This window comes from Dietzia sp. B44 (genome assembly GCF_014145245.1).
Classification (GTDB): Bacteria; Actinomycetota; Actinomycetes; order Mycobacteriales; family Mycobacteriaceae; genus Dietzia; species Dietzia natronolimnaea.
This window is the reverse complement of sequence record NZ_JAALEF010000059.1, coordinates 1-19,641: the sequence shown is the minus strand read 5'-3', so window position 1 is coordinate 19,641 and position 19,641 is coordinate 1. Positions and strand designations below refer to the sequence as shown.

General features: G+C 66.5%; 16 protein-coding genes. 6 read left to right on the top strand and 10 right to left on the bottom strand.

Translation table 11 applies throughout. From position 1 onward, the window contains the following. Nucleotides 1-332: hypothetical protein (locus G6017_RS02575; RefSeq protein WP_182615791.1), on the bottom strand; the 332-nt coding region annotated here is incomplete at its 3' end. A gap of 72 nt (nt 333-404) precedes the next feature. Here G6017_RS02575 and G6017_RS02570 point away from each other — a divergent pair. Then, nucleotides 405-1,385 carry a 4-hydroxy-3-methylbut-2-enyl diphosphate reductase gene (locus G6017_RS02570; RefSeq protein ID WP_179525649.1) on the top strand — a complete coding sequence of 327 codons (981 nt, stop codon included), beginning with the start codon at nt 405-407 and terminating at the stop codon, nt 1,383-1,385. A 39-nt stretch (nt 1,386-1,424) separates the two neighbouring features. On the opposite strand, the gene G6017_RS02565 is transcribed toward G6017_RS02570, so the two are convergent. After that, nucleotides 1,425-1,916, bottom strand: coding sequence for a DUF6542 domain-containing protein (locus G6017_RS02565; RefSeq protein WP_179525648.1), 492 nt, complete (start codon nt 1,914-1,916; stop codon nt 1,425-1,427). A gap of 11 nt (nt 1,917-1,927) precedes the next feature. After that, nucleotides 1,928-3,442, bottom strand: coding sequence for an AI-2E family transporter (locus G6017_RS02560; RefSeq protein ID WP_182615789.1), 1,515 nt, complete (start codon nt 3,440-3,442; stop codon nt 1,928-1,930). 99 nt (nt 3,443-3,541) lie between these two features. Between G6017_RS02560 and ychF the strand changes: the two genes are divergently transcribed. Next, nucleotides 3,542-4,621, top strand: a complete 1,080-nt coding sequence (gene ychF / locus G6017_RS02555) for a redox-regulated ATPase YchF (RefSeq protein WP_182615787.1) — start codon at nt 3,542-3,544, stop codon at nt 4,619-4,621. A gap of 70 nt (nt 4,622-4,691) precedes the next feature. Here the strand turns inward: ychF and G6017_RS02550 are convergent, their stop codons facing one another. Further along, nucleotides 4,692-5,729, bottom strand: a complete 1,038-nt coding sequence (locus G6017_RS02550; RefSeq protein ID WP_182615793.1) for a methionine synthase — start codon at nt 5,727-5,729, stop codon at nt 4,692-4,694. A gap of 20 nt (nt 5,730-5,749) precedes the next feature. Beyond that, nucleotides 5,750-6,742, bottom strand: coding sequence for a putative oxygenase MesX (locus tag G6017_RS02545; RefSeq protein ID WP_182615785.1), 993 nt, complete (start codon nt 6,740-6,742; stop codon nt 5,750-5,752). Nucleotides 6,743-6,867: 125 nt separating this feature from the next. Between G6017_RS02545 and G6017_RS02540 the strand changes: the two genes are divergently transcribed. Together G6017_RS02540 and G6017_RS02535 are read left to right on the top strand one after the other, a co-directional pair. Continuing rightward, complete coding sequence (locus tag G6017_RS02540; RefSeq protein ID WP_182615783.1) at nt 6,868-7,815, top strand: LysR family transcriptional regulator; 948 nt, start codon at nt 6,868-6,870, stop codon at nt 7,813-7,815. A gap of 139 nt (nt 7,816-7,954) precedes the next feature. Then, entirely contained in the window at nt 7,955-8,482 is a 528-nt protein-coding gene (locus G6017_RS02535) for a DUF1877 domain-containing protein (RefSeq protein ID WP_179525642.1), read from the top strand. 139 nt (nt 8,483-8,621) lie between these two features. On the opposite strand, the gene G6017_RS02530 is transcribed toward G6017_RS02535, so the two are convergent. Continuing rightward, complete coding sequence (locus G6017_RS02530) at nt 8,622-9,221, bottom strand: YdeI/OmpD-associated family protein (protein WP_182615781.1); 600 nt, start codon at nt 9,219-9,221, stop codon at nt 8,622-8,624. 85 nt (nt 9,222-9,306) lie between these two features. Between G6017_RS02530 and G6017_RS02525 the strand changes: the two genes are divergently transcribed. Continuing rightward, entirely contained in the window at nt 9,307-9,882 is a 576-nt protein-coding gene (locus G6017_RS02525; protein WP_182615779.1) for a mismatch-specific DNA-glycosylase, read from the top strand. Nucleotides 9,883-9,933: 51 nt separating this feature from the next. Here G6017_RS02525 and G6017_RS02520 read toward each other — a convergent pair whose 3' ends face one another. The 3 genes from G6017_RS02520 to G6017_RS02510 all read right to left on the bottom strand — a co-directional run bounded on the left by G6017_RS02520 (nt 9,934) and on the right by G6017_RS02510 (nt 13,459). Further along, nucleotides 9,934-10,692, bottom strand: a complete 759-nt coding sequence (locus G6017_RS02520; RefSeq protein ID WP_007633699.1) for an ATP-binding protein — start codon at nt 10,690-10,692, stop codon at nt 9,934-9,936. Continuing rightward, complete coding sequence (istA, locus tag G6017_RS02515; protein ID WP_231750410.1) at nt 10,689-12,350, bottom strand: IS21 family transposase; 1,662 nt, start codon at nt 12,348-12,350, stop codon at nt 10,689-10,691. Before istA ends, G6017_RS02520 begins: the two co-directional genes overlap by 4 nt. A 533-nt stretch (nt 12,351-12,883) precedes the next feature. Next, entirely contained in the window at nt 12,884-13,459 is a 576-nt protein-coding gene (locus G6017_RS02510) for a nucleotide-binding protein (protein WP_007633959.1), read from the bottom strand. Nucleotides 13,460-14,301: 842 nt separating this feature from the next. Here G6017_RS02510 and G6017_RS02505 point away from each other — a divergent pair. After that, on the top strand, nt 14,302-16,158 hold the full coding sequence (locus tag G6017_RS02505; protein WP_007633957.1) for a DeoR/GlpR family DNA-binding transcription regulator: 1,857 nt from the start codon (nt 14,302-14,304) through the stop codon (nt 16,156-16,158). Between the two features lie 28 nt (nt 16,159-16,186). Here G6017_RS02505 and mobF read toward each other — a convergent pair whose 3' ends face one another. Next, complete coding sequence (gene mobF / locus G6017_RS02500) at nt 16,187-19,621, bottom strand: MobF family relaxase (RefSeq protein ID WP_241731340.1); 3,435 nt, start codon at nt 19,619-19,621, stop codon at nt 16,187-16,189. Nucleotides 19,622-19,641: the final 20 nt, after the last annotated feature.

Below are 19,641 nucleotides of genomic sequence, written 5' to 3'. Positions count from 1 at the left end.
CCGGGACCGCGGTCCCCGCCCGGGCCCACGGCGGTGTCAGCCCCGCCCCCGGCCCCGTCGTCGTCGAGGTCCTCGTCGAAGGTCGCCCACTCCGGCTTGTCCGACCGGGAGGGGAACACCGTCGCGATCACCCGATCGCCCTTGACCGCGAGACCGGCGACGGTCTGGCCGGCGTGCAGGTACGACTGCACCAGGCTGCCGGCGACCTTCACGGGGACCGCGGGCAGCGAGACCGCCGCCTGGAGCGCGCGACCGGGGAGCTCCACGGCGAGCTCCACCGCGGAGGCGGCGACCCCGATGGAGACACGGGTGAGGAAGAACGGACGGAGCATGGGAACCTCTCTGCCGGGGGGCGTCCGGGAGGCGTGATGGTCGGAATCCAGTATGAACCGTACCCTGGTGACATGACCGAGCAGACCGACATGATCGCCGAACCGGCAACCAAGCGAGTGCTCCTCGCGGAACCGCGCGGCTATTGCGCCGGCGTCGACCGGGCAGTCGAGACGGTCGAGAAGGCCCTGGCCAAGCATGGTGCCCCGCTGTACGTCCGCAAGGAGATCGTCCACAACAAGCACGTCGTGGAGTCCTTCACCGACCAGGGCGTGATCTTCGTCGACGAGACCGACGAGGTCCCGCACGGGTCGAACCTGGTGTTCTCCGCCCACGGCGTCTCGCCGGCCGTCCGCGAGAGCGCCCTGCAGCTGGAGCTGAACACCTTCGACGCCACCTGCCCGCTCGTGACCAAGGTTCACACCGAGGTCAAGCGCTTCGCCCGGGAGGGGTACCTGATCCTCCTGGTCGGCCACGAGGGCCACGAGGAGGTCGAGGGGACCGCGGGCGAGGCCCCCGATGTGGTGACCCTGGTCGACGGCCCGGAGTCCGTCGACGCCCTCGACATCCCCGTCGACACCGAGAAGCTGATCTGGCTCTCGCAGACCACGCTCAGCGTGGACGAGACGATGGAGACGGTGCGGCGGCTCAAGGAGAAGTACCCGACGCTGATCGATCCGCCGTCGGACGACATCTGCTACGCCACCCAGAACCGGCAGGTCGCGGTCAAGACGATGGCGCCGCAGTGCGACCTGGTGATCGTGGTGGGCTCCCAGAACTCGTCCAACTCTGTCCGCCTGGTCGAGGTGGCCCTGCAGGCCGGTGCGCGCGACGCGCACCTGGTGGACTACGCCAAGGAGATCGACACGTCCTGGTTCGAGGGCGTCACCACGGTGGGGGTGACCTCGGGCGCCTCGGTGCCGGAGTTGCTGGTCCGAGGTGTGGTGGACCTGCTGGCCGACCACGGCTTCAACGACGTCTCCTCGGTGCGGACCGCCCAGGAGACCATCACGTTCTCGCTGCCCCGCGAGCTGCGGGTTCCCAAGAAGGTCTGATCCGCGGGAGCCCCGGGAGCCCCGGGATCCGCGGGAGCCTCAGCGGCGGGCGTGCGCCGGGGCCGCCCGCTGGCGGCGGACGGCCACCGGTCGCGGGCTGCGGGGTTCGAGGACGAAGGCCCTGATCAGGGCGATCGCCACCACGACCAGGGTGGTCGTGAGCATCAGCGGGAACCTGGTCGCCAGCGGCAGCACCAACGAGATCATCTGGGAACGGGAGAAGGCCGCCGCGGTCAGTCCCGCTCCGGCGATCACCGAGGCCATCGGGACGAGCACCGACATGATGAGCGGCGGTTGGATGCCGGCGACGAACAGCGCCCGGCGGGACACCGCCAGCACCGCGATCAGACACCCGAGGAAGTAGCCCACGGTGAAGCCGGTGCCGAGGCCCCCGGAGAGCGAGTCGATCGCCACCCCGGTGAGGGTGACGGCCACCGCGAGCAGGACCGCGGACCAGGCCGGCAGGCCCCGAACGGTCGAGACGACGGACCTCTCGTCCGCCGGGACCCGTCCGCTCCTCCGTGTGCTCACAGGATGAGACTCTAACTCTCGAGTCGGCGAGCGAGGAATCTGCCGAAGCGCCGCAGCGCGTTGGGCTTGCTCTCCGAGGGCGAGGGTCGGTTACCGTACACGGCCTTCGGGTCGACGGGCCCCGTGGGAGGATTCGCCTGGTCGGCGGACGGATCGTCGGCATCCGGATCCGGCGGGACCACCTCGTCGTCGTCGAGTTCGAGGGTTCCCACGACCGAATCGCCCGGCCCGGTCGCACCGACGGACCCGCTGTCCGGGGCCCCGTGGACCGGTCCCGGTCGGGTGTCCTTGATTCCCGCCATGATGGCGTTGCTGCTCTTGCGCAGCGGCGCGAACCGCGAGCTCGACATCTCGCCGAGCCAGGCCGTCAGACGTCCCTCGTCGGTGGCGGACGCGAGGTCCGACGCGGTGACGTCCCCGGTCCGGAGATCGATCTGCTCGCCCAGGTAGCGGAGCATCACGGCGACCACCGCCAGGATCGGCACCGCGAGGAACGCCCCGACGATGCCGAACAGGGTGCCGCCCGCGGCCACCCCGAGCAGGATCACCACCGGATGCAGGTTCATCGCCTTCGACTGCAGGATCGGCTGGAGGATGTTGCTCTCGAGTTGCTGCACCGCGATGATCACGACCAACACGATGATCGCGGTGGTCAGGCCGTTGGCCACCAGAGCGATGAGCACCGCCAGCGCACCGGCGGTGAACGCACCGACGATGGGGATGAACCCGGCCAGGAAAGTGATGACCGCGAGCGCCCACGCCAGCGGCACACCCAGGAGGACCAGCGCGAGGCCGATGAAGAAGGCGTCGACGAACGAGACGATCGCCTGGGCCCGGATGTAGCCGCCGAGGGTGTTCCAGCTGCGGGTGAGGACCTCCGTGAGGTGGCGGCCGGCATTGCGGCCGGCGATCCGTCGCACGAACGGCAGGAACCGCGGGCCGTCCTTGATGAAGAAGAACGTGAGGACCAGGACCAGGACGAAGGTGATGAGGAGCGACCCCACCGCGGTCACGCCGGTGAACACGCCGTTGGCGATCTGGTCACCGCGGTCCTGCAGAGTCGAGCTGAGCTGGCCCAGCACGCTGTCGAGCTGCTCGTCCCGGATGTTCAGTGGCGGACCCCGGAGCCAGTCCTGGACCTCGACGATCGCCTCCGAGGCCTGATCCGCCAGCTGGACGCTCTGATCGATGATCGACGGGGCGATCAGTGCGAGAACGCCCGCGACCGCTCCGAGCGCCCCGAGGAGCGAGATGAGTGCGGCGAGGGCCTTGGGGACGCCGTGACGGGTCATCCATCCCGTGGGGGGCCAGAGGACCGTCGCCACGATGAGCGCGAGCAGGATCGGCAGGATGCCCACCCACAGCGCGCCACCGATCTGGCTCAGCAGCCACCCCGCGATGAGCAGGATGGCCAGGCGCAGCGCCCAGTCGGTGACCCATCGCCCGCCGAGACCGATGAGGACGGACCGGTCGACGTGCTCCTCGTCTGTCCCGACTGGAGGAGGCGGTTTCGGCTCGTCACTCATGTCACACATGATGTCAGAGGTCACGCGGGCGCGCTCCCTGTGACCGGCCGGGGTGGCGGGCAGGGGGCACGGGCAGGGCGGGACGTAGACTCGGGCCTCGTGAGCCTCACCCTCGGAATCGTCGGACTGCCCAACGTCGGTAAGTCGACCCTGTTCAACGCCCTGACGAACAACGATGCGCTAGCCGCGAACTATCCGTTCGCCACGATCGAGCCCAACATCGGGGTCGTGGACCTGCCGGATCCCCGCCTGGCCCGCCTGGCCGAGATCTTCGGCTCCGAGCGGATCCTGCCGGCGGTCGTGTCGTTCGTGGACATCGCCGGCATCGTCAAGGGCGCCAGCACCGGCGAGGGCATGGGTAACAAGTTCCTCGCCAACATCCGCGAGGCCGAGGCCATCTGCCAGGTCGTGCGGGTGTTCGACGACCCGGATGTGATCCACGTGGACGGCCGGGTCGATCCGATGGCCGACATCGAGGTGATCGCCACCGAGCTGATCCTGGCCGACATGGAGACCCTCGAGAAGGCCGTTCCGCGCCTGGAGAAGGAGTCCCGCAAGGACAAGTCCCTGCTTCCGCAGCTCGAGGAGATCCGCAAGGCGCAGGCCGTGCTCGAGGACGGCCGGACCCTGTTCAAGGCGCAGGACGAGGTCGACCGCACCCTGCTGCGAGACCTGCACCTGATGACCGCCAAGCCGTTCCTCTACGTCTTCAACGCCGACGAGGCCGTGCTGACCGACGCGGAGCGTCAGGCCGAGCTGCGCGCCGCCGTGGCCCCCGCCGACTGCGTGTTCCTCGACGCCAAGGTCGAGTCCGAGCTCCGCGAGCTCGACGAGTCCGACGCCATGGAGTTGCTCGAGTCGATCGGTCAGGACGAGCCGGGCCTGAACGCGCTGGCCCGAGCCGGTTTCCACACCCTGGGCCTACAGACCTACCTCACCGCCGGGCCCAAGGAGTCGCGTGCCTGGACGATCCGCAAGGGCGACACCGCCCCCAAGGCCGCCGGCGTGATCCACACCGACTTCGAGAAGGGCTTCATCAAAGCCGAGATCGTCTCCTTTGACGACCTCGACGCCGCCGGTTCGATGGCCGCCGCCAAGGCCGCCGGCAAGGTGCGCATGGAGGGCAAGGACTATGTGATGGCCGACGGCGACGTGGTGGAGTTCCGCTTCAACGTGTGATCCTCGGCGCTTCAGCGAGGGCCCCGTCTGCCTTGGCAGGCGGGGCCGCTGGCGTTCTCAGACCGATAGGTCAGGCCTTGGCGGCCGATAGCTCCTCACGAACGATGCGAGCACCCGCGCTGAGCGAGCTCAACTTCGCCAGTGCGATGTCCCGGGATAAGGGCGCCATGCCGCAGTTTGTGCTCGGCAGGAGTCTGTCCTCGTCGACGAACTGCAGGGCGTTGCGGAGCGTGGCGGCGACCTCCTCCGGAGTCTCGACCTTCTCGTTGGCCACGTCGATCGCCCCGAGCATGACCTTCTTGCCGCGGACCAGTTCGACGAGGTCGATCGGGACACGGGAGTTGTGGCACTCCAGGGAGATGATGTCGATGCTGGACTGCTGCAGGAGGGGGAACGACTCCTCGTACTGGCGCCATTCCGAACCGAGGGTGGCCTTCCAGTCGGTGTTCGTCTTGATCCCGTAGCCGTAGCAGATGTGCACCGCGGTCTCCGCTCGTAGTCCCTCCGCCGCCCTTTCCAGCGTCGCCACGCCCCAGTCCTTCACTTCATCGGAGTAGACGTTGAACGCGGGCTCGTCGAACTGGATGATGTCGACCCCCGCAGCCTCCAGGTCTCGTGCCTCCTGGTTGAGGATCGTCGCGAACTCCCACGCCAACTTCTCGCGACTGGAGTAGTGGCCGTCATAGAGCGTGTCGATCATCGTCATGGGGCCGGGGAGCGCCCACTTGATCGGCCGATCGGTCTGCTGTCGTAGGAATTTCGCGTCGTCGACGAAGACCGGCTCGGAGCGGCTCACGTCACCGACCACGGTGGGCACACTCGCCTCGTAACGATCGCGGATCCGAACCGTCTCGCGCTGCTCGACGTCGACCCCGTCGAGATGCTCGATGAACGTCGTCACAAAGTGCTGACGGGTCTGCTCGCCGTCACTGACGATGTCGATTCCGCGATCGCTCTGTTCCTTCACGGCAATGCGCAGCGCGTCCTGCTTACCCTCGACCAACTCATCGCCCTGTAGCCTCCAGGGCGCCCAGAGGGTTTCAGGCTGGGCGAGCCACGAGGGCTTGGGCAGGCTGCCGACGATGGACGTGGGCAGGATCTGGTTCATGGTCGACTCTCCTCCGGTGGTCATCCGACGAGGACGGGGTAGCGGGCGGCCCACTGCTCGAGGAGTTCGCGATGGGGCTCCACAAGGTGGTCTTCCGTGTACTTTCCCTGCTTCTTCGCGAGCTGACTGCGCTCGACACGGTCGTAGATGATCGGGGTGAGCGAGTAGTCCTTCTGTTCCAGGGTCGGTCGGTAGATCTCTGCGGCGGGGGAGGTCGCGTTGTAGATCTCCGGCCGATAGATCCGCTGGAAGGTCTCCATGACGCTCACCGTGCCTATGAGCTGCAGGTCGGTGTAGTCGCTGAGCAGATCGCCTCGGAAGTAGAACGCGAGCGGGGCGACTCCGCCGGGCGGCAGGAAATACCGGACCTGGAGCCCCATCTTGCGGAAGTACTCGTCGGTCAACGAATAGTCGTCCTGCTGGTACTCGACACCGAGGGTCGGATGGTGGTGTCCGGTCCGACGGTAGGTCCGGCTCGTGGACACACTGATGCAGATCACGGGATCCACCTCGAAGCGCTCCCGGTAGGCCTCGGAGTCGAGGAAGTGCTGGAACAGCTTGCCGTGCAGGTCGCCGAAGTCGCCGGGCACGGTGAACTCGGAGCGTCCCTCGTTGACCGCTGGCAGCCGAACGCTGAAGTCGAAATCGCGGACGTAGGACGAGAAGTTGTTCCCGACGATCCCGGGGATGCGGGCTCCGGTGTCCCGGTCGACGATCTGTATGTCCAGTACCTCGAGCAGGGGGAACCGGTGGTCCGCGCCCTTCGAGTGGAACTGCAGCTCGGCGGAGACGATCTCGAGCTCGACGGAGTAGCGGTCCCCGGTCGGATTGTCCCGGCGTGCGAGGTCATTGAACCGGTGGTTGATCATCGACAGGGTTCGGCGGAGGTTCTGCTGACGGTGCTCGCCTCGGGCCAGGTTCGCGAAGTTCGTGGTGGTTCGGGAGTTCTCCGACGGTGAGTAGTTCTCGTCGAAGCGGGTGGTGGTGATGCGATACGTGAATTCGTTCGACATGTGCGTCCCGTTCGGGTCGTGATCGGCCGGGCTCGGCTCGGCGGAAAGTCTGTGCCCCCATCCTGCAGTCCCAGTTCAGTTATCGGGTAACTACCATTTGATATGGAGTTGTATAGCCTTGAGCTATGCGTCGAGAATCCAGGGGAATCACCCTCCAGCAGCTGCACTACTTCATCGAGGTCGCGGCGGAAGGCTCGATCACCGGCGCTGCGGAGCTGCTCTATGTCGCCCAGCCGACCATGTCCGCCTCCATGAAGGACCTGGAGAACAGAGTGGGGCGCACCCTCCTCGTCCGATCCGCCCGAGGAGTGACGCTGACCGACGAGGGAGCGGAGTTCCTCGGCTACGCCAGGCAGGTGGTCGAGCAGATGTCCCTACTGGAGCAGCGCTACCTCGGTCAGCCGCCGTCCCGCCGACTGCTCGGGGTGTCGGCGCAGCACTACTCGTTCGTGGTCGAGGCGTTCATCCGGATGGTGCGATCAGGCGAGGCGGAACAGTACGAGTTCTCGCTTCGTGAGACGCGAACCTGGGACATCATCGAGGATGTCCGGACCCTCCGCAGCGAGGTGGGTGTGCTCTACCGGAACGACTTCAACCGGAAGGTCATCGACAAGCTTCTCCGCGATTCCGGCCTGGTCTTCCACCCACTCTTCGCAGCGCTGCCGCACATCTTCATCTCCAGGCAGAACCCGTTGGCATCCCGGGAACGCGTCACCCTCGACGATCTCGCGGACCTGCCCAGGCTCACTTTTGACCAGGGCGCGAACAATTCGTTCTACTTCGCCGAGGAGATCCTCTCCACCCGGTCGAGTAAGAGAGAGATCAGGGTCTCCGACCGCGCGACCATCTTCAACCTCATGATCGGTCTCGACGGGTACACGATCTCCACCGGAATCATCAGCGACGACCTCGATCCGGAGATCGTCGCCATCCCGCTCGACGTGGACGAGAGCATCGAGATCGGCTGGATCAGCCATTCCGGGATCCCGCTCACTGCGCAGGCGCAGCGCTACCTCGCCGAGGTGCGGGCCGTTGTCGCCGACTACGGGATCGGGCTGCTCGACTCCCCGTGAATCGGGCTGACGCTATGCCTCTACACCGTCGCCGAGATACTTCGGAGGTTTTTCACAGGCGAAGATCATCCGCGATTGTTGTCCACAGATCGATGTGGAGGGCTTACCGGATCCCTGGTGGCGGTTGGATGCTGGACACATGGGAATCCGCTATTACGCATACGCCTTCGACGCCGAGATCACGCAGGCGGTGCTCTCCGACCCACGGGCTCACATCAGTCCGGACCCGTTCGCGGACGCCGTCGGTCTGCCCCACGGCTTCACCATGGGTACGACCGACTTTCAGCAGGGGCCTGCGGAGGAAGACATGCTCTACCTCGACAAGGCGTGGAGAAATCTCCAGAGGATGTCGGAGCCGTCCGACCCAGCCGAAGAGCCCAGGCCGGCATACCGGATGTTCGAAGGAGAGGTGACACCTCTAGACGGCTGGGAGGCGTGGCTGCCGTGGGTGAGAGCGATCCCGCCCGGAGACGTCGCCCTGATAGCCGACGATCTGGACGCGATCACCCGCGCGGACTTTGTCCCCTGGTTCACCCGCCACAACAGCGACTCGGTCGGAGAAGTGGAATCGGAAGCGCAGTACGTGAAGTTCCACCTGGGCCGGGCGAGACGTTTCCTCCGCGCACTAGAGAAATCGGGCCGGGGTTTCGCCTACATGATCGGCTAGCGAGAGCTCGAGCGTCATCGGCTGCAACCGTCGGCCGGCCCCGAACACTGGGAGTGGAGATCCTCCCAGATCCCTGCGGAGAGGGATCGCGTCCCGTGCGCGGGGCGTCTCGCCGTGGCGACTGCCGCCCTCGTCGTCGTCACATCATGTCGCGTGGGGGACCTGATCGCGGTGACGTGAGCCGCGAGATCAGCCGTCCGACCTGTCGCTCGAGAGTGGCGTCGTCCCGGGCGATCAGGAGTGGGTGGATCGCGCTGTAGCGCTCGGCGCGGGTGAGTCGGGCGAAGGCGGCCCCTGCGGCCGGCGTCGCCTCGAGCGCGGTCACGAGGGCCTCGGGGAGCTGTGCTGACGCGGAGCCGGCGTAGGCGCGGTCCCAGCGGCCGTCGGACCTCGCCCGCTCGATCTCGGCGACGCCCCGCGGGCGCAGCCTCCGATCCTCGGCGAGGCGGGTGACGATCTCGACGTTCCGCAGTGACCAGATGGAACGCGCGCGGCGGGGGGTGAACCGTTGCACGAACGTCTTCTCGTCGTGCGACCTGCGCTGCCCGTCGATCCACCCGCTGCACAGCGCCTCCTCGAGCGCCTCCTGATAGGAGAGCGAGGTGGGGGAGGTGACCCCCTTCTTGGCGAGCATCAGCCAGGTCCCGTCGCAGCTCTCGCCGTTCGTGATCAGCCACTCGCGCCACCGGTCGACGTTCGCCACGATCAACGGTGCGTCAGGGCTGTCCGTCGGGCTCATGGTCCCAGCCTGTCAGGTGAAGAGGCCTGAGTGTGTCCTCTATGCGTCGCGCCCGCCCGGTCAGGTGCCGCGCTAACCTCGCACCATGGCTGAGATCGTCGTGACCGGCATCCCGCGGCGTCCCTCTCCGTCGGGCGGGCGCCGCCCGAAGCGCGACGAGCTCGCCCGGTTCGCCACTGAGGATCCGCACGGGGTCGACGATGTCCTGCCCACTGACGCCGAGAGCCTGCGGTTGCTCATCGTCGGGGTGAACCCGGGCTTGTGGACGGCGGCCGTCAACGCGCCGTTCGCGAGACCCGGGAACCGGTTCTGGCCGTCACTGCACCGGGCGGGGTTGACCGACCACGTCATCGATGCCGCCACCGGGTTCTCGGCCGCCGACGAACAGCAGTTGCTCTCGCGGGGCATCGGGATGACGAACCTCGTCGGCCGCGCGACCGCCCGAGCCGACGAGCTCACCAGTGAGGAGCTGCGTGCGGGTGCGGTGCGCGTGGCCACGCTCGCCGGGGAGCTGCGCCCGGCGGTCGTCGCCGTCGCGGGGATCACCGCCTTCCGAACTGCTTTCGCGCGACCGAAGGCCGGCTACGGGGAGCAGGACACCTCGGAGGTACCGGGGTGTTTGGGACGCCCTTCGGAAAGCGCGGTTCTGATGATCGGGTAGCGGTCGGACGGGCATCGGATAGCGGCATCTGCCCGTCCGACCGCTGGGCCGCTATGGCGTTGCCGTGGCGAGGTGTCGTCTCATGTTCGGGCCGTCGAGGGCGATGATCTCGGCGCCGGCGACGATCCGGTTGAGGATCGATTCGGCGATGACCGCGTCTTGGAGCGACTTGTACCAATCGGGCGGATCGAACTGCGAGGTCACCAGAGTCGAGCCCCGGCCTTCCCGAGCGGCAAGGATGTTGAGCAGCTCCGCCGCTGTGTGCGGAGCCACCGGCGTGGTCAGGAAGTCATCGAGAACCAGCAGGTCGCAGTTGTGCAGGTCGGTGAGGAAGTCCAGCCTGCGCTGCGAGGTCGGCTCCAGAACGGCGAGCCGGTTGGCCAGGTCGTCGAGTCGGAAGAACCTCGCGGTGTAGTACTTTCGGCACGCGGCATTGAGCAGTGCCTGGGCGAGGTAGGTCTTGCCCACGCTGGACTGGCCGAGCACGACGAGATTACGAGTGGCGTCGATCCATTGACAGCTGGAAAGTCGTGCGATTAGCTCGCGGTTGACGTTGCGGTCAGGCAGGTAGCGGATCTCTTCTACGCAGGCGTCAGGGTTTGGCGATCTGGAGGCCTTGAGTAGTTTCTGGGTCCGGCGTTCCTGCCTGGCCGTGATCTCTTTGTCCAGGGCGTGGAAGATCTTCTCCGAGAAGGTCCACTCGTCGCAGGCGGGATCGTTGGCCAAGTCGATGACGGTCTGGCCGAACGCGGTCATCCGCAACTGGGTGAACAGTGGCATGTCGGCGTCGGTGAGATGACGATCAGTCACTGCAGCTCCTCCTGCCCCGCGGTGCCGCTGCTCGGGCTCGGGCCTCCTGTGAGGGCGGCGAGGCTGAACTGCTCGGGCCCGGCCAGATGCGCCCCGGTGGTATCTCGCCGACCCGGTGGCGGCTCCAGCCGGTCCGTCGTAGCCGCCACCGCCGGCTGCGTGGTGGTGGGCCGGGCGGCGGCCTGGGTCCTCAGGGCCGCCAGCTGCTGCTTGACGGCGGTGTAGCTGATCGCCCGGCGGGAGGTCTCGGAGACGAGTTGGCCACAGGCCCGCTCGAGCAGCATCTTGTTGTCCCCGCGGGCCAGGGCGAGGATGTTCTGGCACGAGCGATAGCCCTGAGCCTCGATCCGCTGGCGATCGAGGACCTCGCTGATCGCGGCGACGGTGTGCGGTCCGATCTTGTGGGCCTGGCGCACGAAGTACGCCCGCGACCATAGGTCCGAGGTCTGCAGATGCTGCGCGGGAACATGGTCAGGGTCGGTCACGAAGGAATGTCGCCTACCGGAGACGGCGTGGGAGGCGATGACCTCCCCGCCAGCCATGACCGTGAGTGTGGGGCCGGTGATCTTCACATCGACGTGCTGGCCAGCGAAGGTGTAGGGCACCGAGTACTTCACCGTGGCGATCTCCACGTGGTAATCCCTGTTGACCTTGGACTTCTTCCAGATGACTGGCTGCCAGCGGGCCTCGGGAAGGTCGAACAGTTCCGACTGCTCGTGCTCGGTGAACAGCTCCCGGCGGCTGGTCTTCTGGCCGCGGAACGGGGTCCGGTCGTTGATCGCCTCCACCTCGGCGGCGATCGCGTCGTTCGCATCGTCCAGGCTCGCGAAGCGCCGATCGGCCAGGCGTCCAATCACCCAGTTCGTCACCACCTTCACCCCGGCCTCGACGTTCCCCTTGTCTGTCGGGCGCACCGGCCGAGTGGGCACGGCAGCGGTCTGGTGATACTCGAGGAAGTCACGGTACTCACGGTTGACCTCGCGGGCCCGGTCACCGCGGGCGATCTGGTTCGACGCCGTCGAGGCGTTATCCGGGACGATCACCTGCGCCGCGCCGCCGAAGTACTCGAACGCCCGCAAGTGCGCGTCGAGCCAGTTCGGCATCTTCTCGTCCAGACAGCCGCAGGCGAAGACCATCCCCGAGTACGGCAGCGACGCCACGAACACCGACACTGTGGTCTTGGTGCCGGTGACGGGATCGAAGATGGCCATCTTCGTGCCCGCCCAGTCGACTTGCATCGTGTGCCCGGGCACGTGCGTGATCCGCATCGTCAGCTCGTTGACCTCGACGTACTCGCCGATGATCTGGCAGAACCGCTGGTAGCTGTAGTGCCGCTGCCCCGGCGTGCCGTCAGTGTCGAGGTAGTTGGCCCACAGCACCCGCAGCGGCAGCTTCTTCTTGCCCGTGCGCTTCTTCACGGCAGCCGCCACGTCGAAGGCGACGAACTCCTTCGACGGCGTCTTGCGCCCATCGGCGAACAAGACGTCGATCTCCTCGACGCTGAGCGCCTCGACCTGGCTCGTGGCGGTCAACCCGTGCTCGTGGCAGACCTTCTTCGCCTTCGCGACCGTGCGATGCGAGCAACCCGCGATCGCCTCGATGTCCCGGTAGGACCTGTCCTGCAGCAGTAGCGACATCACCAATCGGTAATCAGTCACCCGTGCCTCCTGTTCGGATCCACGCGCAGCCTGGTTGCCACGCGTAGAACCGACACGAGCACACGAGGACCGGCACCGCTATCCGATGCTCATACTCGCGCTACCCGATCATCAGAACCCTGCTATCCGAAGCACGTCCCTAACAGGCTCGTCACGCGGCTAGGCGCCCGTGCTCGATGCTCGCACCGGACTTGCCTACCAGCCTGAGAATCACGACTTCTTCGGTGGCCGATACCGTCAGCGGTATATACCTCGATCCGTTTCTACCGACGACGGTTTTCACCTCTGGCGAAACTACTCAGGAAGTGCGTTTCGAATAGCTGCCTCGATAAACTCAGACACGGTCTCCCCTTGTTGGATGGCCGCGATCTTGGCTCTCCGGTACACCTCAACATCAAGCGCTAGAGATGTCTTCGTACGCCGAGGACCGGCCGGACGTGCGGCTTCAGAAGCAGAGAACGTTTCCGAGACCGGCCGGATGGGAGCTGCGGCCCGTGGTCGCAAACTACGGCTCACCGGTTCCGATTTGCCACTCATTTAGTCACCTCAACGATCTCGTCCATCAGGTCTCGATAGCCGAAGAAGCTTGTTGGACATGTGCCGAATGACTGGCGTATCGCCTGTCGCTTCCCAATCACATTCTCGAATACGAACACCCCTTCCGATTCAAGGGCCTCCTTTGTGAGCTCGAGCAGCTTAGTGCCGAGCTCAACGCTCGTGAGAAGGACGCCAGCTGGCTTATGTGCAGCAGCCTCCAACGTCGGCCAGACGCGCTGGAGGTCCAACCCAGACGGCGCAGTGGGGACCACGACAACATCAGCCGCATCGATCGCGGCCTGAATGATGTCAGCAGCACCCGGAGGCGTGTCGATCACTGTGATGTCGCTACTAGATGCGCGCGAAAGCGTGATCTTGTTCGCGGGCGAGACTTGAAACGGCAAAGGCGCACTCCCCTCCGTCGCAATCTCAGCCCAACTAGTGGCCGACCCCTGAGGGTCCGCGTCTAGCAACTCAGTCGACTTGCCCTGCGCGCTCGCGACCGTCGCTAGGTAGATGGCAGTGGTCGTCTTACCGACGCCACCCTTGGTGTTAACTACCGCAATCTTCAAAACCCGCTACACCTCAATCTTTCTATACCGCGATACCGCTGTACCTATTTTGGTCATCACCTTGATACCAAAACTGCAGCACAGGAGCGCGCCAGCCACGCCGGACATCCCGAAATACCTTTGGAAAGATAGCGGTACATCAGTAATCACCGTCAGACGGGTACTGGTGTTGCGGTGTGTACCGGTGTCGGTTTTGCGGTATATACCGCCGTGGATGTGCCGCAGCCGATGACCGCCTACAGAGCCGTAGGCGGCGCCAAAAACTCCACCTCACCTAGGCGTGTCGATAGGATTTGTGGCGCCAAGTGTGGGAGTTTTCCTCCCATGGCGACGAAGCAGCGGGGCCCCGGGCGACCGTCATTCGGCGAGCGCATGCGCGTGCCCGTCCGTATGGCCCCTGAGGTGTACGAGGCACTTCGGGTGGAAGCCAGGTCTAGAGGCGTCTCGATGTCTCAATACTTGTCTGACCTCGCCGCCATCAATCTTGGCCTGCCCGAGGCCGTAGTTCCACCTGCAGATGAGGAGGCAATTTCAGCGTGAAGCGGTGGCCGGCCCGCGCCCGGCCAACAGTTGAACACCCCGCAACCCTGAAATGACTGATCCCGGCCCACTGGCAGGTGGACCGGGATCGAAAGTCAAGAGTTCGAGTTACCGCTCAAACTCGGTGTTGCTCACCAATTAGGAGAGCTGTGCTTCCAGGCACCTCTCAGAGTAAGTCATACCCATCGGATGGTCCAGTCGATCTGATCGGCGTGTCTCGCTCTGACCGCGATAACCTCACAACCCGAGATTCCACCTGGTGGTGGGACTCTGTGGTGTGCGCGTGGAGTCCGCGCCCGTATGTGCGTGTCGACTCGCACAAGGCGCATACCTTCGCCGCCACCAGGCGTCTCACCGACGGCGCGCCGGGGGAGGGGACGCCTTTCGCCCTGCACTTGACCGATGAATCGGGCAAGTTTCGGCTCCTCGCGCTCGATTTTGACGCCCACCATGCCGGCTCAACGGCAGACAAAGACCTCGCAGCGTGCACAGCTGCCTTGACTGCCGCGGGCATCGAGCACCTGGTGTGCTCGTCAGGACCTGGTGGGGGATACCACGTATGGATCCGGCTGAGCACCGCCGTCTCCGCGCAGCGGCTGGCACCGATCCTCGACGCTTTCAGCGCCGCGTGGCCCTCGCTGGATCGGGGCCCGCTGGCTAACTCGCGCACGGGTTGTGTCCGCGCCCCGGGCTCGCCCCACCGCGCCGGCGGCACATCGATGCCCCTGACAGATCCGCATATCCGGCCGGTGTCCCTGCGGGCCTTGCGCACAGTTCTCACGCAGCTGACACAACCCCCTCAGAGCAAGGGCGCCTCCGCCGCCGGTGCTGGGATCGCCCCGGTTCCTGTGCACGTCGATGTGCAAGGCCATCCGTACCTGGCCGGGCCCAGACGCCCCCTGAACCCACAGATTCGTGCCCTTGCCCGCGCCCCGATCACCGACCGCACGGATGCCTCCGCGGTGGGGTGGTCGGTCCTGCTGGCCTGCGCCCACGCCCGGATGCAGTATCGCGACCTGCACGAGGCTGCCTTAACTGACCGTTGGCCCGGGTTGGAGTTCGTCCGCACCCACCGCACCAACGCAGGGGAGCGCACCCCCCGGTTAGACGCGACCGCCGAGTTGGCCCGCCAGTGGGCCAAAGCCGTCACCGCAGCCAGCTACACCCAGTCCAGCACTGCAGGACCCTCGCCCGCCCGCCGCGCTGCCGAGACCACTGTCGCCGACCTGCTCACCCGCATGGACTCCCAACCCCACCGGTGGTCCGGCAAGACCGGAGCCCAAGACCGCCTCGTGCTCCTGGCACTGGCAGCCCGCACCGTCGCAGCCGCGACAGCGGAGGTGCACCTGTCCGAGCGCGACTGGGCCCTGGCCGCAGGTCTGACCAGAGACACCGTCGCCGACCGGCTGAAAGCGCTTGTCCAGCAGGGGTGGGTCGCCCGCGTGCAGCGAGCAGCCGGCCCCTGGGCGGCAGTGTGGCAGATCGTAAGACCCGGGGGCGGGGAGCAAAGAAGTGGCGCAGTATTTACCCCGGAGATGCAGAGCCAGCTTGACGCTGAGCTCGAATGCGCCCGAGAGGACATCTGGCATGCCCGTGCTCTCGGGGTGTTGGGCATGCGTGTGTGGACGCACCTGTCCGCTGGCCGCCTATCGGTGCGTGAGCTGGCGACCAGGCTCGGGATCTGCCCGGCGACGGTGCGCAGCAAACTGCGCGCACTGCACTCTCTGGGTCTGTGCACCGCTGATGGCCGCGTGTACCGGGGTCGGTCGCGGTTAGCGCGAGCGGCCGTTGCTGCTGGTGTCGATGGTGCGCACGCCGATCGGGTGCGCCTGTACCGGCTGCATTCGGCGGTGTTCGTGTGGTGGTTCACCACCCGGCACCAGCCGCAGCGCTCCGACGCGTTGGGGGAGTGGGGCGAATTCCCCGACCCTGATGAGGCTGAGCAGATCCACCCGACCGACATTGCGCTGGCCTACGGCGCTACCTCGACCGGCCCGCCAGTGTCGGCCACCACCTGGGGCGCGGCGATGGCTGCCCAAGATCTTCATCGCGAGGCCGATCCCGACAGTTGGTGGGAGCTGGTCGCCGCAGCCCGCGCGGCACTGCCCGCCCCCGACATGCTGCTCGCCCCGCACCAGTGGGCTCGCACCGCAGCCTGACCACTGGCGCCAAACGAGCAGGGGCGAGTCACCACAGGTCGGGGGAGGAGTCGGGTGATGGCCCCCATGGCGAGCTCGTCGTGGGATGGGTGTCCGGGCCGGGTTCGTGTTCTGCGGCTCGGGATTCGAGGTAGGAGGCGACAAAGTCCTCGGCAGTGAAGGACGCTGCACGGGCTACCGCCGTGGCCACAGGGTCGGCGGTGAGGGCGCGGTGGGTCTCTGCAAGCCAGGTGGTCAGTTCGGTGTCGCATCCCGGGGCCGCGGGTGGGGGAGTGGGCAGGGTGTTGGTGTCGGTGGTCTCACCGGTCGCGTGGCGTATCCGGTGGGCGATGACGGTGCCTGGCTTGTTGGCAGTGTCGAGGGTGTCGGTGGCGTTGTCCCATTCCTCGCGGGGGTCGAGGCCTCGGATGGCTGCGTCGGTCCACGCGCCTTCCAGGGCCTGGTATTGGTCGGGGTCTGCCTCGAGCTGGTGGGCGTAGGCACGGGGGAGTGCGTCGATGTAGGCCGGGAGGGTGGCGGCGGTAAAATCGCGGGCGGCGAGGTCCACGCCGTGGCGGTAGAGCTGGGCGAGCCGTTCGTCGCTGGTGGCGGCCGCGTATTCCTGGCGCAGGGTTTCGGTGGCCGAGGCCTGGTGGGTGTCGCGGGCCAGCACCCCGGTGAGCACCTGCTCGGGTGTGGGGGCGTGGTGGTCGCCGGCGGAGTGCATGTGTGCGTCTTCGGCGCCCGTGTCGAGGGTGGGTTCGCATACGGCGTAGGCGTGGTTTTCTCGTCTGCCGCGGGTCATGGCGACATACAGGCCGGCACGGTCCACGCCAGCGTCGATGACGGCGTGGACGGTATCGACGGTGGCGCCCTGGGCGCGGTGGATGGTGGCGGCGTAGCCGAGGTGGATGCTCTTGTCGGCGTAGCTGGCGGGGATGAGCATGTCTTGGCCGGTGGAGGAGTCGCGTACTGCCAGTGAGCCATCATCGGTGATGCCGGTGACGGTGAATAGTTGGCCGTTGATGACCCGTCCGAGGTAGGTGCGGTTCTCGGTGTAGAGCGTGGAGTTGGTTCGGGCGATGACGGTGTCGCCGACACCAACGGTGTCGCCGCGAGCGACCCTGGTGGTGTGTGCGTCGTCGACGAGGCCGTGGGCGATCCGGTCGGCTCGGATGACCTCGTTGAGGGTGTCGACATCGGTGTTGGTCGAGGCGATGATCAGTGCCTGGCGGCCCGCCTTGGTGTCGGCGAGGAACGCCTCGGCGGCGTCGGTGAGCATCTGCTCGCGGTGCCCGCCGGTGATCCATCCGCGCTCGTTGTAGAGAGCCAGTGCGCCGGGATCGCCTTCGCGCAGGCCCAGGGTCGCGTCGGCTTGTTCGGTGTCTGAGCCCATGCGCATGACCTCGCGCAACTGAGGCGTGCCTGGGGTGCGGGTCAGGTCGGCGAACAGACCGCCGGTCTCGACTGCCGCGAGCTGTTTGGGGTCGCCGATCAGGCGGAGGATGGCCCCGGATTCGGCGGCGATTTCGGTCAGTGCTGCGAGGTTCTCGGTGCTGGCCATGCCGGCTTCGTCCACGAGAAGCATGTCCCCAGGTTTGATCGTGACCGGCAGTGCGTCGAGGGTCTTTCCGGGTAGGGTGGGGTGCTTGCCCATCCAGGTGAAGGTCAGTGAGTCGATGGTGTGACAGTCGGTGCCGATGTCGCCTGCGAGGACGGCCGCTGCTGCTGCGGAGGGTGCCAGACCGATGACCGATCGGCCGGTGTCGCGCCAGGTTCGGGCGACGACCTTCATGGATGCGGTCTTGCCGGTCCCAGCCGGTCCCACGCCTGCGGCGAGCAGTGTTCCGGCACCGATGAGATGCGCCGCGAGGGCAGTTTGTCCGGCGTTGAGGGACCATCCTTCGGCGTCCTCGTGCGTCTTCAGTGCGCGGTCGAGATCGGCGCGGGTAGCGATCACCGCGACCGGCGAGTGGGCCGCCTCCAGGGTGGCGGTCTCGGCGTCGAGGACTGCCTGGGTGGTGTATTTCTCGGCGTTTGCGTGCCGGTCAATGCCGGCCCCGTCCGGCCCGGTCAACGCACCCGGAAGGTCCAGACTCTCCGGCGGGGTCAGCTGCACCACGAGCTCTCCCATGGCGGTGGCCATGACCTGTTCGTGCGCCTGGTCCAGCGCCTCGGGGCCCTCGAATCGGTAGCCCTTGAGCACGGTGGAAACGGCGGTCTCGACGTGGGAACGGCGAAACTGCGCTCGCCGAGCTGTCACCGCGTCAACCGCCTGCTCGGCCACCTGTCGGGCGTGGACCTGGGCGTCGAACAGCTCCCGCGACAGCTGGCTCTGACCCTGCCCGGTGACCTCGCCAACCACGCTGTCCACTGCGTGCGTGCCGACGACTTTTTCGGCCATCTCCCGCCAGGTGGCGCGGTGTTCGGTCAGTGATTGGGCGGGCTTTCTGGCGTCGCGGGTGTCGAGGATGGCCTTCTGCCACAGGGCGTAGGACGCCCGCTGGGAAGGCTGCCGATTGTTCTTCTCAACGTACTCAGCCACCAGTCGGTCATAGACCGGCCTGGCCAGGGCCCGGCGGGAGGAGAAGGCGTCGATCAGGCGGCGGTCGATCCCAGCGATCTCCCATATGGGTGCCTTGTCCGGGTGCGGGTAGTTGGCCTGGAACTCCACGCCCATGCGACGGGTCAGAAGGTCGTGCAGGATCGCGTCATACCGAGCGGAAATGGCTTGGTGCATCTGATGGATCGCGCGAGAGTCCAGCGACAGCCACCGCCCGTCAGGGCCTTGGACCTTGTTGGCCACAAGGACGTGGGAGTGCAGGTCCGGGTCCCCGCACCGGGTATCAAAATGGGTGAACTCCGAGGCGATGATCCCGCCGGTTGTGACCTGCTTGATACCGCCGGTCCCGACGCGCGTGTAGATCGCGTTGTCCTCGGCCCATGCCAGTGCTTCGGCCACGGCTTCGTGATGCAGGGCGGCCACTTGGGAGGCAGTCTGCTCGTCGGCCAGCGCCCACAGGACGCTGACACTTTTCACCGGAGAGAACGTGAAATCGAACCCTGCAACCGCCTGGCGCACCTGGTCGCGCTCCCGGTTGACCCACGCGATGACGTCCTTGCCGGAGGCGTGCTCGTAGCCGAACTTCTCCGCGTAATACGGCCGTGCGGCGCCCTCGGCGATCTGGCCTCGTTCATCGGCGGTGGGGCGCCGCCCTTCGACAGCGAGGAACGTCTTTTCCGCGGCGGATATCGCTTCCAGAACGTCCACGCCGCCGGTGTAGATGGGGAAGGATCGGCCGAGCTTGCAGGCCGACAGGCTTTGGCCGTCGGCCATCATCTGATCGGTATCCGGATGCAGGCCTTCGCCGTACAGGGCCGCCATCTGCGCCTCGGTCACCGTCGACCCAGAGGCCACGGACTGGGAGTTCAGCCCCTGAAGTCCACTACCGATCCATCGTCCCGGCGGGGTCCCCTTGGTCAAGCCCCTAGAAGTGGTGTAAC

Excerpts from the sequence above, each read along its gene's own strand:
- G6017_RS02570 (WP_179525649.1), top strand. The coding sequence starts at position 405 with ATGACCGAGCAGACCGACATGATCGCCGAACCGGCAACCAAGCGAGTG.
- G6017_RS02560 (WP_182615789.1), bottom strand. The coding sequence starts at position 3,442 with ATGAGTGACGAGCCGAAACCGCCTCCTCCAGTCGGGACAGACGAGGAG.
- G6017_RS02550 (WP_182615793.1), bottom strand. The coding sequence starts at position 5,729 with ATGAACCAGATCCTGCCCACGTCCATCGTCGGCAGCCTGCCCAAGCCC.
- G6017_RS02545 (WP_182615785.1), bottom strand. The coding sequence starts at position 6,742 with ATGTCGAACGAATTCACGTATCGCATCACCACCACCCGCTTCGACGAG.
- G6017_RS02540 (WP_182615783.1), top strand. The coding sequence starts at position 6,868 with ATGCGTCGAGAATCCAGGGGAATCACCCTCCAGCAGCTGCACTACTTC.
- G6017_RS02535 (WP_179525642.1), top strand. The coding sequence starts at position 7,955 with ATGGGAATCCGCTATTACGCATACGCCTTCGACGCCGAGATCACGCAG.
- G6017_RS02530 (WP_182615781.1), bottom strand. The coding sequence starts at position 9,221 with ATGAGCCCGACGGACAGCCCTGACGCACCGTTGATCGTGGCGAACGTC.
- G6017_RS02525 (WP_182615779.1), top strand. The coding sequence starts at position 9,307 with ATGGCTGAGATCGTCGTGACCGGCATCCCGCGGCGTCCCTCTCCGTCG.